General features: G+C 67.1%; 12 protein-coding genes. 5 read left to right on the forward strand and 7 right to left on the reverse strand.

The window, feature by feature from the left end:
- Positions 1-108 precede the first annotated feature (108 nt).
- The 4 genes from AC3A35_RS02535 to AC3A35_RS02550 form a co-directional block, all read right to left on the reverse strand.
- A complete protein-coding gene (locus tag AC3A35_RS02535; RefSeq protein WP_487434308.1) occupies positions 109-1,254 on the reverse strand; it encodes an FAD-dependent monooxygenase in 1,146 nt (381 codons plus the stop codon).
- Positions 1,241-2,593: a Xaa-Pro aminopeptidase gene (pepP, locus tag AC3A35_RS02540; RefSeq protein WP_487434310.1), complete on the reverse strand. Its 1,353-nt coding sequence runs from the start codon at positions 2,591-2,593 to the stop codon at positions 1,241-1,243. Before pepP ends, AC3A35_RS02535 begins: the two co-directional genes overlap by 14 nt.
- A gap of 67 nt (positions 2,594-2,660) precedes the next feature.
- Positions 2,661-3,365, reverse strand: coding sequence for an N-acetylmuramate alpha-1-phosphate uridylyltransferase MurU (gene murU, locus AC3A35_RS02545; protein ID WP_487434706.1), 705 nt, complete (start codon positions 3,363-3,365; stop codon positions 2,661-2,663).
- An 8-nt stretch (positions 3,366-3,373) separates the two neighbouring features.
- Positions 3,374-4,393, reverse strand: coding sequence for an aminoglycoside phosphotransferase family protein (locus AC3A35_RS02550; protein WP_487434312.1), 1,020 nt, complete (start codon positions 4,391-4,393; stop codon positions 3,374-3,376).
- A gap of 123 nt (positions 4,394-4,516) precedes the next feature.
- On the opposite strand from AC3A35_RS02550, the gene AC3A35_RS02555 reads away from it, so the two are divergent.
- From AC3A35_RS02555 to rsmA, 4 genes are read left to right on the forward strand one after another with little or no spacing between them, the layout of a single operon-like run.
- On the forward strand, positions 4,517-7,057 hold the full coding sequence (locus AC3A35_RS02555; protein WP_487434314.1) for an LPS-assembly protein LptD: 2,541 nt from the start codon (positions 4,517-4,519) through the stop codon (positions 7,055-7,057).
- Between the two features lie 30 nt (positions 7,058-7,087).
- Positions 7,088-8,404, forward strand: a complete 1,317-nt coding sequence (locus AC3A35_RS02560) for a peptidylprolyl isomerase (RefSeq protein ID WP_487434316.1) — start codon at positions 7,088-7,090, stop codon at positions 8,402-8,404.
- Positions 8,401-9,402, forward strand: a complete 1,002-nt coding sequence (gene pdxA, locus AC3A35_RS02565) for a 4-hydroxythreonine-4-phosphate dehydrogenase PdxA (protein WP_487434317.1) — start codon at positions 8,401-8,403, stop codon at positions 9,400-9,402. The genes AC3A35_RS02560 and pdxA overlap by 4 nt, the downstream gene beginning before the upstream one ends.
- On the forward strand, positions 9,402-10,214 hold the full coding sequence (gene rsmA, locus AC3A35_RS02570) for a 16S rRNA (adenine(1518)-N(6)/adenine(1519)-N(6))-dimethyltransferase RsmA (protein WP_487434319.1): 813 nt from the start codon (positions 9,402-9,404) through the stop codon (positions 10,212-10,214). The genes pdxA and rsmA overlap by 1 nt, the downstream gene beginning before the upstream one ends.
- Before the next feature lie 45 nt (positions 10,215-10,259).
- Here the strand turns inward: rsmA and AC3A35_RS02575 are convergent, their stop codons facing one another.
- From AC3A35_RS02575 to xth, 3 genes are all read right to left on the reverse strand, one after another.
- Positions 10,260-10,454, reverse strand: coding sequence for a YgaP family membrane protein (locus tag AC3A35_RS02575; protein WP_487434320.1), 195 nt, complete (start codon positions 10,452-10,454; stop codon positions 10,260-10,262).
- Positions 10,455-10,550: 96 nt separating this feature from the next.
- On the reverse strand, positions 10,551-11,222 hold the full coding sequence (locus AC3A35_RS02580; protein WP_487434321.1) for a Crp/Fnr family transcriptional regulator: 672 nt from the start codon (positions 11,220-11,222) through the stop codon (positions 10,551-10,553).
- A 3-nt stretch (positions 11,223-11,225) separates the two neighbouring features.
- Complete coding sequence (xth, locus tag AC3A35_RS02585) at positions 11,226-11,987, reverse strand: exodeoxyribonuclease III (protein ID WP_487434707.1); 762 nt, start codon at positions 11,985-11,987, stop codon at positions 11,226-11,228.
- A gap of 520 nt (positions 11,988-12,507) precedes the next feature.
- Between xth and amt the strand changes: the two genes are divergently transcribed.
- Positions 12,508-15,900 carry an ammonium transporter gene (amt, locus tag AC3A35_RS02590; RefSeq protein WP_487434322.1) on the forward strand — a complete coding sequence of 1,131 codons (3,393 nt, stop codon included), beginning with the start codon at positions 12,508-12,510 and terminating at the stop codon, positions 15,898-15,900.
- The last annotated feature ends 26 nt before the right edge of the window (positions 15,901-15,926 follow it).

The raw sequence follows: 15,926 nt of genomic DNA on the forward strand, positions 1-15,926 counted from the left end.
TGCCTGTCGGGTCGCCGATTTGATTCTGGATGTGCGAAATTGCACACGGCGAGACGGACGCCTGTGGTGTGCGACGACCGGTGAGGGGGGCGCGGCGTCCTTTCCGCGCTAGGGCCAGGCGCGGGCCCCGAACATCATCCGCCGGGCAATGAAGTGGCGCAGCGGCGGGCACAGGTCGAGCGCGAACAGGCCGGCGCCGCGGACATGGCGCAGCGGCGCGATGTCGTTGCTGAACAGCCGTACCAGGCCGTCGGTGAAGCGGATCGTGCCCAGGCGGTCGAGGTCGCGGGTCTTGCAATAGGCGGCAAGCGTCGCTGGCGCACCGGGATCGCCGCCACGGGTGAGCAGGGTCTCGGCCAGTGCATGGACGTCGCGCAACGCGAGGTTGAAGCCCTGGCCGGCCACCGGGTGCAGGGTCTGGGCGGCGTTGCCCAGCCACACGGTACGTTCGCCGATCGGGTTCTTGCGATAGCGCAGGCCGAGCGGATAGCGCAGGCGGTCGGCGATCGCGGTCAGCGTGACGCGGTGGCCGATGATGGCCTGCAGGCGCGCGAGGTAGCTTGCATCATCGAGCTGCAGCAATGCGTCGGCGTCGTCCGCGGAGACGACGTGCACCAGCGCATAGCCTTGCCCGCTCGGGAGCAGCGCAACCGGACCGGAAGTGGTGAAACGCTCGAAGGCGGTGTGCCGGGGGCCACCGGATACCGTCAGGTGTGCGATCAGGGCGTGCTGCCGGTAGTCGCGTTCGACTACTTCGTCATCGCCGGCATTGACACTGCCTTCGGCGCAGGCCGCCAGACGGGCCGCCACGGTGCCGGCCTGCACCCCCGCCAGGCTGGCGATCACGTCGTCGGCGCCGGGCGCGAGCCGGGTGACCGCGGTCTCGTCGAGCACGGTGATGCCGGCGGCGTCCACCTTGCGCCGCAGTGCGGCGGCGAGCGCGCCGGCCTGCAGCACATGGCCGAGCGCGGGGAGGTCGTAGTCGGCGGCGCGCAGCACCGAGCGGCCGAAGCTGCCCTGCTGCGAGATGTGGATGGTGGTGATCGGGGTCGCCGGCAGGCCCGGCCATACCCCCAGGCGTTCCAGCGTCAGCCGGGTGCCGTGGGCAAGGGCGAGGATGCGTGGGTCGCTGGCGGCGGCGGCGCGCGGGCGGGCGTCGGCCAGCACGATGTCCAGTCCGGCATCCTTCAGGCACAGCGCGAGGGCGAGGCCGACCGGGCCGGCGCCGACGATCAGCAGGTCATGCCGGTGCATGGGTGCTGTCCCGCATCAGGGCCTCGATCTCGTCGATCTCGCGGGGGACGTCGTCGGTGAGGTATTCGCAGCCGTCCGCCGTGACCACCGCATCGTCCTCGATGCGCACGCCGATGTTCCAGAATGCCTCCGGGACGTCCGCGGCAGGGCGGATATAGCAGCCGGGCTCGACGGTCAGTACCATGCCCGGCTCGAGCGCGCGCCATTCGCCGCCGACCTTGTATTCGCCGGCGTCGTGCACGTCCATGCCCAGCCAGTGCCCGGTGCGGTGCATGTAGAAGCGGCGATAGTCGCCCTTCTCCATGACCTCGTCGAAGCTGCCCTTGAGCAGGCCGAGATCGAGCATGCCGCGCGCCAGCACCTCGACGGCTGCTTCGTGCGGCTCGTTCCAGTGCGCACCGGGTCTGATCGCGGCTCGGGCGGCGTGCTGGGCAGCAAGCACCAGCGCGTAGACGTCGCGTTGCGCGCCGCTGAAGCGGCCATTGACGGGGAAGCTGCGGGTGATGTCGGAGGCGTAGCCGTCGAGCTCGCAGCCGGCATCGATCAGCAGCAGGTCGCCGTCACGCAGGCGGCTTTCGTTCTCCACATAATGGAGCACGCAGGCGTTTGCGCCCCCGGCGACGATCGAGGTGTAGGCGGGGGCCTGGCTGCCGGCGGCGCGGAAGGTATGCAGCAGTTCGGCCTCGATTTCGTATTCGAAGCGCCCCGGCCGGGTGTGGCGCATCGCGCGGCAATGGGCGCCGGCGGAGATGCGGGCGGCGCGGCGCATGGTGTCGAGCTCGCTCGCGTCCTTGACCAGGCGCATCTCGTCGAGCTCGGCGCGCAGGTCGCGCACCGAGTGGGGCGGGGTGACGCCGGTACGGGCGTTGGCGCGTACGGTGTTGAGCGCGGCCATCACCCGGGTGTCCCAGTCGTTGTCGTAGCCGAGCCCGCACCACAGTACCGGCTGGTTGGCGAGGAAGTCGGGCAGCCGGCGCTCGAGGTCGCCGATGGTCCACGCCTCGTCGAAGCCGAACAGGCTGCGGGCGGCCTCGGGGCCGTAACGGAAACCGTCCCAGATTTCGCGCTCTTCGTCCTTCTGGCGGCAGAACAGGATCTGCTTCGGCGTTTCGCCGCCGACCAGGACCACCACCGCCTCGGGTTCGCGGAAGCCGGTCAGGTAGTAGAAATAGCTGTCGTGCCGGTACGGGTAGTGGGTGTCGCGATTGCGCGCGCGCTCGGGGGCGGTGGGCAGGATCGCGACTCCGCCGCCGGTGGCGGCCATGCGCGCAAGCAGGCGCTCGCGGCGGGCACGGAAGGGGGCGATGTCGGGACGTTGCAGATCGGTCAGAGCGTTCATGGCGAAATTATGGCACGGCTGCAGGCCCACGGTCTGACCGTGCGGGAGCGGGAAGGTGCCGCCGGGCTCAGCGCTGGGTGTGGCGGGGGGCGCCCGGGTTGCCGGCGCCGAGTTCGGCGTCGAGTTCGCGCAGACGTTCGGGGGTGCCGACGTCGACCCAGCGCCCTCCATGCTGCGTGCCGCCGACCCTGTCCGTAGCCATTGCAGCGCGTAGCAGCGGCGCGAGCCGGGCGGCTTCGCCGGCGACGAGATCGTCGAACAGCTGCGGATGATAGGCACCGATCCCGGAGAAGGTCAGCCGGGGCTCGCCACTGTCCCGGACCCGGTCGGCGGCGAGCACGAAATCGCCCTCCGGGTGGTGCGCCGGATTGGCGACCAGGAGCAGGTGCGCGAGATCGCCCGCGGCGTCCAGTTGCCTGCCGGCGGCCTGCAGGGTCGCGTAGTCGGCATTGCAGAAAATGTCGCCATTGACCACGATGAAGGGCTCACGGCCGAGCATCGGCAGCGCCTTGCGGATGCCGCCTGCCGTTTCCAGTGCGGTCTGTTCCGGCGACCATTCGATGTGCACGCCCAGCGCTTTCCCGTCGCCGAGCGCCTGCTCGAGCAGATGTCCGAGATGGGCGTGGTTGATCACCAGTTCGGTCATGCCGGCCGCGCGCAGGCGTTCGATGTGCCACACGATCAGCGGCTTGCCGCCGGCGGCCAGCAGCGGCTTGGGGCAGGTGTCGGTGAGCGGGCGCATGCGCTCGCCGCGGCCGGCGGCGAGGATCATGGCCTTCATCAGAAGGTGTAGCCGTACTCGACCGGCACCGGATCGAGTTTGTCGAGCACCTTGAGCAGCGGCCCGAGGGCGCGGTAGCGGTCGCACGCCTTGCGCAGGTAATCCATCACCAGCGGCATGTCGTTCAGGTAGGCTTCCTTGCCGTCGCGGTGGCACAGGCGGGCGAAGATGCCGAGCACCTTGAGGTGGCGCTGCACGCCCATCCACTCGTAGTCGCGATGGAAGGCGCCGAAGTCTTCGCGTACCGGCAGGCCGAGCTTGCGTGCCATCTCCCAGTAGCGGGCGAGCAGGTCGAGGACGAAGTCTTCGTCCCAGCGGATATAGGCGTCCTTGAGCAGCGACGCCAGGTCGTAGGTGATCGGGCCGTAGACCGCATCCTGGAAATCGATCACCCCGGGGTTGGTGCCGGTGTCGACCCGCATCAGGTTGCGCGAGTGGAAGTCGCGATGGACGAAGACTCTGGGCTCGGCGAGGTTGACGGCGACGATCTGGTCGAACGCCGCCATCATCGTGGCCTGGTCGGCGGCGTCGAGCGTCATCCCCTTGTGGCGGCCGACATACCACTCCGGGAACAGCATCAGTTCGCGGCGCAGCAGTTCGGCCGAGTACTCGGGCAGCACGCCGGGCCGACTGGAAGCCTGGATCGCGAGCAAGGTACCAATGGCGTCGGCGTAGAGGTGTGCGGCTTCGAGCTGGGTGCACTCGGGTTGCTGCAGGGCATTCAGATAGGTGGTGCTGCCGAGGTCGGACAAGAGCAGGAAGCCCGCGTCCGGGTCTTCGGCGAGCACGTCGGGAACGTGAGCGCCGGCCGTACGGAACAAGGAGGCGACCTCCAGCCAGGGGCGGCAGTCCTCGTGCTCGGGAGGGGCATCCATCACGATCATGCTGTGGCTGCCGTCGCTGAAACTGACGCGGAAGTAGCGTCGGAAACTGGCGTCGGCCGAGGCCGGGCTGAGCTCGAATTGGCGGCCGGGAAGCTGGTCGGCGAGCCATTGCTGGAGTTGGGCGAGTCTGGGCAAGCAGGTTCTCCGCGATCGTTCGTGTAGAATTCGCGAGTTTATCAATACGGCTGTCCGTGCGGGCGGCCGCTTACTTTCTGCTCAACGGGGATCGCTTTGCCAGACTTGGGTTTGAAGACGCGGATGCGACTGATTCCGCTGCTGCTGTGCTGCATGTCCGGCTCCGCGCTGGCGGCCGGCATGCCGGCGCTGGTGGTGTCCCCCGACCTGGTGCGCGGCCCCGCCGCCGCGCGCAAGGCGGGTCCGGCAAAGCCTGAAGCCCGGCAAGCACAGCCGGACGCGGCGTCGACAGCAGGCGGTGCCGAGGTGGTCGAGGTTCCGCCGCGCCCGGTGCGCCGGGTCGAGCCGTCGTCGCCGGCGGCCGCCACGGTAGGCGACGATGTACCGAGTCCGGATTCCGCCGCACCCATCTCGACGCCGGCGGCGCCGATGCCCGGGGCGGGCGCCGGCGCAGCAGGTCGTGCACCGTCGCCCCCGTCCGCAGCGCCGAGTGCGACCGAAGTGAGCGCGCTGCGCATCAGCGGCACGCGTGCGGTCGAACTGGTTGCCGACGGCGATGCCGAGTTGCAACGCGGCGAGATGATGCTGACGGCGGATCGCCTGACCTATCGCGAACCGACCGACGAGGCGATTGCCGAAGGCAACGTCCGCCTGCGCCGGGGAACCGACGAAATGTCCGGCCCGGCTGCGAGTCTGGTGATCGGCGACCAGGTAGGCGTATTCGAGTCGCCACGCTATGCGATTACCCGCATCCGCGAGCCGCTGGAACCCGGTGATCCGCCGCGGGAGGTGACCGGCGGCGGGCATGCAGATGCGCTCTATTTCGAAGGCGAGAACCAGTACCGGGCGGAGAATGCGACCTGGTCCACCTGCCAGGTGGACGATCCCGACTGGTACATCAAGGCGCGCGACCTGACCCTCGACTACGACCGCGAGATCGGCGTCGCCCGCAACTCCACCGTGGTGTTCATGGATGTGCCGCTGTTCTGGATGCCGTGGGCGGAGTTCCCGCTCGTCGGCCAGCGTCAGTCCGGGTTGCTGCCGCCCACCTTCGGGTCGTCGAACAAGACCGGTTTCGACCTCACCGTTCCCTACTACTGGAACATTGCGCCCAACTACGATGCCACCATTGCCCCGCGCTGGATGAGTCGTCGCGGCATGCAGGTCGGCGGCGAGGTTCGCTACCTGGGCACGAACTATCGTGGTGAGGGCCGGGTCGAGTGGCTTCCGCGCGACAATGTTACCGGTGAGCAGCGCACCCTGGGCTCCCTGCAGCACCAGCACTGGATTACCCGGACGCTGTACGGTTCGCTCGATCTGAATGGCGTCTCCGACGACGAATATTTCGAGGACCTCAGTTCGCGGGTGTCGGTCGCCTCCAAGGTCAATCTGTTGCGTCAGGGGCGACTCGTCTATGCCGGCAGTCCGTGGTGGAGCGCCTCCGCACTGGTCCAGAGTTACCAGACCCTGAGTCCGGACCCCGAAAATCCCGTCACCACGCCCTATCGCCGGCTTCCGCAGCTCCTGCTCAGAGCGTCGCGACCGGATCTTGCCGGCGGCGCGGCGTTTGCCTGGCAGAGCGAGTACGTCCGCTTCGCCCACCCGGACGAGGCCAGGCCGGACGCGACCCGTCTGACCGCGTATCCGCAGCTCTCGCTGCCGATCCAGCGTGCCGGCTACTACATCACCCCCAAAGTCGGCGTGCATTACACGCGTTACGACATCGATCGTGCGCAGTCGCTGCCGACCTTGCGTGATTCGATCAATCGCACGGTGCCGATCTTCTCGATCGATTCCGGAATGGTCTTCGATCGCGAGACGAATTTTTTCGGGCAGGATTTCATCCAGACCCTGGAGCCGCGGCTGTACTACCTGAACGTCGCCGACCGCCGCCAGGACGATATCCCGCTGTTCGATACCAGTCGCTACGACTTCGGGTTTGCACAGATCTTCTCCGAGAATCTATACACCGGAGGCGACCGCATTGCCGACGCCAATCAGCTGACCGCGGCGGTCACGTCGCGCCTGATCGATCCCGAGACCGGGGCCGAGCGCATGCGCGTATTGCTGGGGCAGCGGTACTATTTCGAGGACCAGCACGTTACCCTCAACTACTACGATTCGAACGGCAACCTGGTGAATCGCGAGACGCCCCGCACTAGCCGTCGCGCCGACGTGCTCGCCGGCATCGGCGGGCGTTTCACCAGCGATACCTCGTTCGAGTCGTTGTGGCAGTACAACCCGCGTGACAGCTGGACCGAGCGTTTCAACGCAAATTTCCGCTATCAGCCGGCATTTGCCAAGGCGCTGAACCTGAGCTACCGCTACGCGCGCGACATCCTGCGCGATGTCGACGTGTCCGGCCAGTGGCCGCTCGGCGGGGGCTGGTACGGGGTGACCCGGCTTACCCATTCGCTCAAGGATCGTCGCCTGACCGAGGCCATCGGCGGCGTCGAGTATGACGGTGGGTGCTGGGTTGTCCGCGTTGCCATGCACCGTTTCGCCACCCGCGATGACGAGGTCACCAAGGCCTTCTTCGTCCAGCTCGAACTCAACGATCTGGCGAGCATCGGCTCGAGCCCGGTCAGCCTGATCAAACGCAGCGTGCCAGGCTATGGCAAGATCAACGAGCCCGGCGCCGACCGCGTGTTCGGCATCGAATGACCGCCAGCGGTCCACATTCATAGAGAAGCCATGAAACGATTTCTGTCCCGTACCCGTGTCCTTGCCGCCATCGGCCTGTCCTGCGCCGTGCTGGCGGCGCCCGCCCACGCCGCACCGACTTCGGTCGAGGTCGACCGCATCATCGCCGTGGTCAACAGCGAAGTGATCACTGCATTGCAACTGCGCGAGCGGGTTGCCCAGGCCACCCGCCAGCTCCAGCGTCAGGGCACCCAGTTGCCGCCGGCCGATGTGCTCGAACGCCAGCTGCTCGAGCGCCTGATCATCGAGCGCGCGCAGCTTCAGCTGGCGCGCGAAACCTCGTTGCGGGTGGACGACACCATGCTCGAACGCGCGATCGCCCGGATCGCCGAGAACAATCGTCTGTCGGCCACCGAACTGCGTGCCGCGCTCGAGCGCGACGGGGTGTCGTGGAGCCGGTTCCGCAACGAGATTCGCACCGAGATCCTGCTCACCCGGCTGCGCGAGCGCGAAGTCGACAACAAGATCGTGGTGACCGACTCCGAGGTCGAGAACTTCCTCGCCACCAATCCCGATGCCTTTTCCGGGGCTGAATTCCAGCTTGCGCACATCTTGCTGCGTGCCCCCGAGGGCGCGACTCCGGACCAGATCGCTCAGCTGCGTGAGCGCGCCGAGCAGGCGATGAGGCGCTTGCGTTCGGGCGAGGATTTTGCCCGCGTGGCGGCGGAGATGTCCGACGCGCCGGACGGCATCAGCGGCGGCAATCTCGGCTGGCGTGAGCGCGACCGGCTGCCGGCACTGTATGCCGATGCGGCCCGTGAGCTCGAGCCCGGTCAGCTGTCGCCGGTGCTGCGCAGCGCCTCCGGTCTGCACATCGTGAGGCTGGTCGACAAGCGTGGCGGCGCCGCCGCCGGCCCGCAACAACTCGAACAGACCCGCGCCCGCCACATCCTGATCAAGACCTCCGAAGTGCTGTCGGATGCCGACGCCGAGTCCCGCCTGCTGGGCTTGCGCGAGCGGGTGGTCAATGGCACCGATTTCGCCGAGCTGGCGAAGGCCAACTCTGCGGATCTGTCGGCGGCCAAGGGCGGCGATCTGGGCTGGGTGAACCCGGGCGATACCGTGCCCGAGTTCGAGCGGGCGATGAATGCGCTCCAGCCGGGCGAGGTCAGTCCGCCGGTACGTTCGCCCTTCGGCTGGCACCTGATCCAGGTCATCGAGCGCCGCCTGCAGGATGTGACCGACGAACGCAAGCGCAACGCCGCGCGCGCCATCCTGCGCGAGCGCAAGGCCGAGGAGGCCCACGAGGACTGGCTGCGCCAACTGCGCGACAGTACCTATGTCGAATACCGTCTGGAGCGCGAGTGAGCGCCTTGCCCGGTGAGCGGCCGGTCCTTGCGGTCACCAGCGGCGAGCCGGCCGGGGTCGGCCCCGAATTGTGCGCCGCGCTCGCCGGCCGCGAATGGCCTGCACGCCTTGTGGTATTGGGCGATGCCGGACTGATCGAGGAGCGCCTGGCGCGCCTGGGCAGTACGGTGCGGGTGCGGCCGTGGGCGCCGGATCTTGCGTGCCAGCCCGGCATGCTCGACGTTTTGCATCTGCCGCTCGCCCGCCCCGCACGTGCCGGCGAACTCGACCCGGCCAATGCGCCCTATGTGCTTGCGCTGCTCGACCGTGCGCTGCGCGGCTGCGTATCCGGCGAGTTCGCCGGCATGGTGACGGCGCCGGTGCACAAGGGCGTCATCTGTGACGCCGGCGTGCCCTTTTCCGGGCATACCGAATACCTCGCCGACAAGACCGACACCCCGCTGGTGGTGATGATGCTGGTCGGCGGCGGCATGCGGGTGGCGCTGACCACGACCCACCTGCCGCTGGCGGCGGTGCCGGCCGCGATCACGCCGGCAGTGCTCGAGCAGACGCTGCGCATCCTGCACCGCGACCTGATGACCCGCTTCGGGGTGGCCGCGCCGCGCATCCTTGTGGCGGGACTCAATCCGCATGCCGGCGAAGGCGGCCACATGGGGCGCGAAGAGATCGAGGTGATCACCCCGGTGCTGGACAAGCTGCGTGGTGAAGGCATGAGTCTGCTCGGCCCCCTGCCTGCCGATACCCTGTTCGTGCCGCATACGCTGGAGCAAGGCGATGCGGTGCTGGCGATGTACCACGACCAGGGGTTGCCGGTGCTCAAGCACGCGAGCTTTGGCGGCGGGGTGAATGTCACCCTGGGACTGCCGGTGATCCGGACCTCGGTCGACCACGGCACTGCGCTCGATCTGGCCGGTAGCGGCCGCGCCGACCCCGGCAGCCTGTTCGCGGCCGTGGAGCTGGCGATCGCGATGGCGGCCACAAGGCGGGAGGCGGTCTGATGCAGGATCGTGAAACCGACGGCCATCGTGCGCGCAAGCGCTTCGGGCAGAACTTCCTGTCCGACCCGAACATCATCCGCCGCATCGTCGACGCGATCCGGCCGCAGGCGGGCGAGACCATGGTCGAGATCGGGCCCGGACTGGGGGCGATGACGGACCCTCTGCTCGAGCGCCTCGACCATCTGCATGTCGTCGAGATCGATCGTGATCTGATCGCACGTCTGCGCGAGCGTTATCCCGCCGAGCGCCTGAGCATCCACGAGGGCGACGCGCTGAAGTTCGATTTCGGGAGCCTGTGCGCCGACCCGGCGCGGCCGCTGCGCATCGTCGGCAACCTGCCGTACAACATTTCCACGCCCATCCTGTTTCACCTCGCCGAATTTGCCGGGCAGGTGAAGGACATGACCTTCATGCTGCAGAAGGAGGTGGTGATGCGCATGGTGGCCGAACCCGGCACCGAGGACTACGGCCGACTGTCGGTGATGCTGCAGTACCGCTTCCGCATGGGGCGCATGTTCGATGTGCCGCCCGGAGCGTTCCGCCCGGCGCCGAAGGTCATGTCGAGCATCGTGCGCCTGGTGCCGCTGCCGGCGGACGAGCTTGGCGCGCGGGACGAGGGCCTGTTCGCTCGCATCGTGACCGCGGCATTCGGTCAGCGGCGCAAGACCTTGCGCAATACGCTGAAGGAGTTCCTCGATCAGCCTGGATTTGCCGCGCTCGGGCTCGACCCCGGTTTGCGTGGCGAGCGACTGTCGATGCCGGAGTTCGTTGCGATCGCCAATTATTGTGCGGCGCACGGGCGACGGACGTAAAAAAGCCGGGCTTGCCCGGCTTGGTCGTGCTCCCGATGGCAGGGCTCATTGTTTCCTGAGCGGGCAGGTGTTCATGCCGAGCAGGCTGTAGGCCGGGCACCAGCCCATCAGGCCGGTGGCCAGCGGCACGATGCCGATGAAGGTCCATGGTGCGCCGATGCCCATGATGGCCAGCGCCAGCAGCACCACGCCGGCAACGATGCGCAGGATTTTGTCGATACCGCCAACATTCGATTTCATTTTCATGCTCCTCGGAGAAAGTGAGGCCATTGGAGCACGACCATCGATCGCCGGTCTGTAACCCGGGTTACACAGGCGCACGCGGTGGACGGGGTTTCAGTTCGGGTGCGCGTCGGTGCCGCTGGCAATACGGCGCAGGCCGCCAGGATCGAGGATTTCGATCTGCTCGCGCGACAGCCTGACCAGGTCCTGCGCAGCGAATCCCTTGAGCAGCCGGCTGACGAACTCCCGTACGCTGCCCAGTTCGTCGGCGAGCTGCTGATGGGTGGTATGCACCAGCCGTCCTTTGCCGAGCAGCAGGGCGGCAAGACGCTGATCGAGGCGCTGGAAGGCAACCTCTTCGATCAGCTGCATCAGGTCGGCGATGCGCTCCGCGAACAGGTTGAACACGAAGCCGCGGAACGCCGGCTCGCCCAGCAATACATCGAAAACGGCCTTCGGCAGCAACATCAGCAAGGTGTCGGACTCGGCGATGCCGCGCGCATTGTAGTCCTCGTTGCCGAGCAGGCAGGACGAGGAAATGATGCAGGTCTCGCCCGGGGTCACCCGGTATAGCGGCAGTTCCCGCCCGTTCGGCGCGCACTTGGCGACCCGCACCGAGCCTTCGATGACGAACGGGAAGCCCTCGCAGGTCTGGCGTTCGTCGAACAGCACGGTACCAGCCGGTACCGTGAGGCAGCGCGCGGCGCCGAGCAACCGGGTGCGGGCAGTCGACGACAGCTCGCCGATGACCGGATAGCACGCGCGCAGACGATCGGCGTCGATCACGGTTCAGTTGCCGAGTTCGAGGACCACCGGCGCATGGTCGGAGGGCCGTTCGAGCCTGCGCGGGGTCTTGTCGATGGTGCAGGTGCGGCAGTCGGGCAGCAGTGCCGGCGAGACCAGTACGTGATCGATGCGGAGGCCGAAATTGCGCCGGAACGCCATCATCCGGTAGTCCCACCAGGAGAAGCTGCGCTCCGGCTGTTCGAACAGCCGGAAGGCATCGACCAGGCCGAGACCGGTCAGTGCGCGGAATGCGGCCCGTTCGGGTTCGGAAACATGGATCTCGTCCTTCCAGTCGGGATGCGCGTCGCGATCCTCCGGGGCAATGTTGAAGTCGCCGGTCAGCACCAGTTTCGGGTGCTGGCGCAACTCGTCGCGGACCCATTCGGTGAGCGCCGCGAGCCAGCGCAGCTTGTACGCGTACTTGTCGGAGCCGACCGCCTGGCCATTGGGAAAGTAGCCGCAGATCACCCGCACGTCCCCGACCGTGGCGGCGATGATGCGCTTTTGCGCATCCTCGAAGCCGGGAATGTCGCGCACGACGTCGGTGATCGCGTGCGGGCTCAGGATGGCCACGCCATTGTAGGTTTTCTGGCCGTTGAAGACGGTGTGATAGCCGGCAGCCTCGAGCTCGGCGAGCGGAAACAGCTTGTCTTCCAGCTTGAGTTCCTGCAGGCACAGAACGTCCGGGCCGTTCGCCACCATCCAGTCGAGGACGTGAGGCAGGCGGACTTTCAGCGAATTCACGTTCCAGGTGGCGATTTTCATCAAAGTCATGAGCAAGTGATCGGTAGGTGATTATCGCGGTTTTCCGACCCATTCGCCGGTTTGGCCATCCATGTGGACCTTCATGTCGAGGATGACAGGGCACCGCGATCCGTCGGTGATGGCAATCGTGTAGCGATATTCTCGCATCGGCGCCGATGGCTCGCCAGTTGCGAGTCAACTCGACTGCAAGCCGTGCGCAAAGCGCCTCTGAAGGGGTGACTTCCTCAGCGCGGCAAGGAGGTGGAAGGTCCGGCCGCGGTATGGAACCGTTCGGTGTCACGTCGGCCCGGATCGACGGCGGATTGCACTGCAACGACGTCGTGTAATGGGGGCAACGGGATGCGGGCGTCGTGCGGCGAAAAATGGCGGGCGTGCGTCCTGCAAACGGCACCCTTCTTGCTAACGCTTCGGAAGAGGTTGGAAGCGGGCACCTGAATCAAATTTGCCGCACCGGACTGGTGCGTGTACGTGAGCTGCTGTGCCCCGTCCCGGGCCGCAGGGCCGGCAACGGGGTGAGCAGATGAGTGCGGTCGACATCGATGTGATGTGGGTGGTGGTCTGTGCCGGGCTGGTATTCGTCATGCAGGCGGGCTTTCTCTGTCTCGAGTCCGGGCTGACGCGGAGCCGGAACGCCATCAATGTCGCGATCAAGAACGTGGTCGATTTCGCGATCGCGGTCGCGCTGTACTGGGGGCTGGGCTTTGCCCTTATGTTCGGCACCTCTGCCGCCGGGCTGATCGGTGCAGACCGGTTCATGGTGCAGGTCGGCCATGGCAGCGTGAATTCGCTGGCAGCGTTCTTCCTTTTTCAGGCGATGTTCTGTTCGACTGCAGCCACCATCGTTTCCGGCGCGGTGGCCGAGCGGATGCATTTCTCGGCCTACCTCGTCGTGGCTGCGATCGTGGGCGGACTGGTCTATCCGGTGTTCGGACACTGGGCCTGGGGTGGCACGCTCGGTGGCGAGCGGGGCTGGCTTGCCGAGCTCGGTTTCGTCGATTTCGCCGGGTCTACGGTAGTCCACAGCGTGGGAGGCTGGGTTGCGCTTGCTGGCGTACTGATCATCGGTCCGCGCAGCGGACGGTTCGATGCCGCCGACCGGGTGCAGCCGATCGCCGGCGGCAATCTGCCGCTGGCCATGCTCGGCGTCATGCTGCTGCTGTTCGGCTGGCTGGGCTTCAATGGCGGGAGTACGCTGGCATTGGACCAACGGGTGCCGGGCATCCTCGTCAATACCGTGCTTGCGGCGGTGGCCGGGATCCTGGTCGGACTGGCGCTGGGATGGCGCGTGCGCGGCTACGCCGATGTGATTCAGACCTTGAACGGCGCGATTGCGGGGCTGGTGGCGGTAACGGCGGGCGCACATGCGCTGGGCGCAGGTGGTGCCGTCGTGGTCGGCGGTGTCGGTGCGTTGGTGATGGTGTTGTGCCACGAGTGGCTGCTGAAACTTCGCATCGACGATGCGGTCGGGGCGATTCCGGCGCATCTCGCGGCCGGTGCCTGGGGCACGCTGGCGCTGGCCGTATTCGGTGACCCGGTGGCGCTCGGCACCGGACTGGGGCGCGGCGAGCAGGCGCTGGTGCAGTTGCTCGGCGTGGTGTGCTGCGGCCTGTGGTCGTTCGGCGTGGCCTGGGTGTTGCTGCGCGGACTGGATCGCTTTCTTCCGTTGCGGGTGTCGGCGACAGAGGAGCAGCTCGGGCTCAACGTGTCCGAACATGGTGCCCGCACCGAGTTGCTCGAATTGCTGCAGGCGATGGAAGTGCACGAAAAGACCGGCCAGCTCTCGGTGCGGGTGCCGGTCGAGCCGTTTACCGAAGTCGGCCAGATCGCCAGCGCGTACAACCGGATGATGGACACGCTCGAACGTGCGGTCGGACAGACCCGCGCCATCATCCGCGACGTACGCGACGGCATTGTCACCTTCGGCCGCGACGGGGTGCTGCGCAGCCTCAATCCGGGGGCCGAGCAGTTGCTCGGGGTACAGGCCGCGTCCGCGGTGGGGATGCCGCTCGCCCGCCTGCTCGGCGATCCACCGCTGCTCCCGGAACGTCAGGTCGAGCGCCTGATGGGGCGCAGTGACAAGACCGAGGTGCGGATGCACCGTCGCGGCATGGAACCGAAGGTGCTCGAGATCTCGGTGAGCGAGGGGCTGGTCGATGGCGAACCGGTGTTTACCGGCCTGGTGCGCGACGTCACCGAGCGCCGGCAGATGGCCGACCAGCTGCAGCGCGAGCGCGATCTGGCCCAGGTCACGCTTGCGTCGATCGGCGATGGTGTGATCACCACCGACGAGGCCGGCATCGTGCAGTACCTGAATCCGACCGCGGAACGGCTGACCGGATGGGTGCTGGAGGAGGCGAAGGGACGCAACATTGCCGCCATCTACCGGGTCGAGGACGAAGCGAGCGGACGCGTGCTCGACAACCCGGTACGAGCGGTGCTCGCCAACGGCCGCGAGACCCGGGCCCAGGACCATGGCCTGCTGCTGCGCCGCGATGGCGAGCGGATCCCGGTTCAGGATACGGCGGCGCCCATCCGCAGCCGCCTCGGCTATCTGATCGGTGTGGTGCTGGTGTGCCACGACGTGACCGTGACCCTCAATCTGACCCGCGAGCTCACCCGCCAGGCCAGCCACGATGCTCTGACCGGCATCCCCAACCGGCGCGAGTTCGAACGCCGCCTCGCCGACCTCCTCACGCGTGGCGTGGAACCGGCCACGACCCACATCGTGTGCTATCTCGATCTCGATCAGTTCAAGGTGGTCAACGACACCTGCGGTCATGTGGCGGGTGACGAACTGCTGCGGCAGGTCAGCGCCCTGATGAGGGCGCGCATGCGGGCGGCCGACCTGCTCGCCCGTCTCGGGGGTGACGAGTTCGGCGTGATCTTCTTCAATTGTCCGGCGGATCGGGCGCTGGCGATGGCGGAGGGCTTCCGCGGGGCGATCCGCGACTATCGCTTCGGCTGGGAGGGAAAGTCGTTTTCGATCGGGGTCAGCATCGGACTCGTACCGGTGAGTGCGGCCGATCGCGACATGGGACGGGTGCTGTCGGCGGCCGATACCGCCTGCTACGCGGCCAAGGAGGGCGGGCGCAACCGGGTGCATCTCTATCGCCCCGATGACGACCAGCTCATGGAACGCCACGGCCAGATGCAATGGGTGGCCCGGCTTCATGGCGCGCTCGACGAGGACCGTCTGCGCCTCTACGTCCAGCCGATCGTGCCCCTCGTCCACGGCGGGGCGATTCACTACGAAGTGCTGGTGAGGCTCGAGGAGAACGGGCGCCTGATCAATCCCGGCAGCTTCATCCCGGCCGCCGAACGCTACAACCTGATGCCGCGCATCGACGAGTGGGTGTTTCGCAATGTGCTGGCCTGGGTGGGCGACACCTACCGCAAGGAAGGTAGGATCGAGGGCACCTGGTGCATCAATCTGTCGGGCAACTCGCTCAGCGATGAACGCCTGCTGGCCGACATCTGCGCCGGACTGGTGCGCGCCGCGCTGCCGCCCGGGGCCTTGTGCATCGAGATCACCGAGAGCTCGGCGGTGGCCAATCTGTCACGGGTGGTGAGCTTCATCGGCGAAGTGAAGAGACTCGGCTGCGCCTTTGCCCTCGACGACTTCGGCAGCGGGCTGTCGTCGTTCGCCTACCTCAAGAATCTGCCCGTGGATTACCTCAAGATCGATGGTTCCTTCGTGCGCGATGTCGCGATCGACCCGACCGACCGGGCAATGGTGCAGGCGATCAATACCATCGGGCACACCATGGGTCTGGTCACGATCGCGGAGTTCGTCGAGGATGAGGCCATCCTCGAAGTGCTGCGCGAACTCGGGGTGGACTATGCCCAGGGCTACCACCTGGGCATGCCGCGACCGCTGGTCGAAATGGGGCGGGTACGGATGATGCCGCGCTGAACGCAGGCGGCCGGGCGGAGTACAGG

This window comes from Azoarcus sp. Soil_N_20, from assembly GCF_057656155.1.

What these genes read in the sequence shown, in the direction of transcription:
- AC3A35_RS02575 (WP_487434320.1), bottom strand. Translation starts at nt 10,454, where the DNA reads ATGAAATCGAATGTTGGCGGTATCGACAAAATCCTGCGCATCGTTGCC.
- rsmA (WP_487434319.1), top strand. Translation starts at nt 9,402, where the DNA reads ATGCAGGATCGTGAAACCGACGGCCATCGTGCGCGCAAGCGCTTCGGG.
- xth (WP_487434707.1), bottom strand. Translation starts at nt 11,987, where the DNA reads ATGAAAATCGCCACCTGGAACGTGAATTCGCTGAAAGTCCGCCTGCCT.
- AC3A35_RS02555 (WP_487434314.1), top strand. Translation starts at nt 4,517, where the DNA reads ATGCGACTGATTCCGCTGCTGCTGTGCTGCATGTCCGGCTCCGCGCTG.
- murU (WP_487434706.1), bottom strand. Translation starts at nt 3,365, where the DNA reads ATGATCCTCGCCGCCGGCCGCGGCGAGCGCATGCGCCCGCTCACCGAC.
- pepP (WP_487434310.1), bottom strand. Translation starts at nt 2,593, where the DNA reads ATGAACGCTCTGACCGATCTGCAACGTCCCGACATCGCCCCCTTCCGT.
- AC3A35_RS02535 (WP_487434308.1), bottom strand. Translation starts at nt 1,254, where the DNA reads ATGCACCGGCATGACCTGCTGATCGTCGGCGCCGGCCCGGTCGGCCTC.
- AC3A35_RS02560 (WP_487434316.1), top strand. Translation starts at nt 7,088, where the DNA reads ATGAAACGATTTCTGTCCCGTACCCGTGTCCTTGCCGCCATCGGCCTG.
- amt (WP_487434322.1), top strand. Translation starts at nt 12,508, where the DNA reads ATGAGTGCGGTCGACATCGATGTGATGTGGGTGGTGGTCTGTGCCGGG.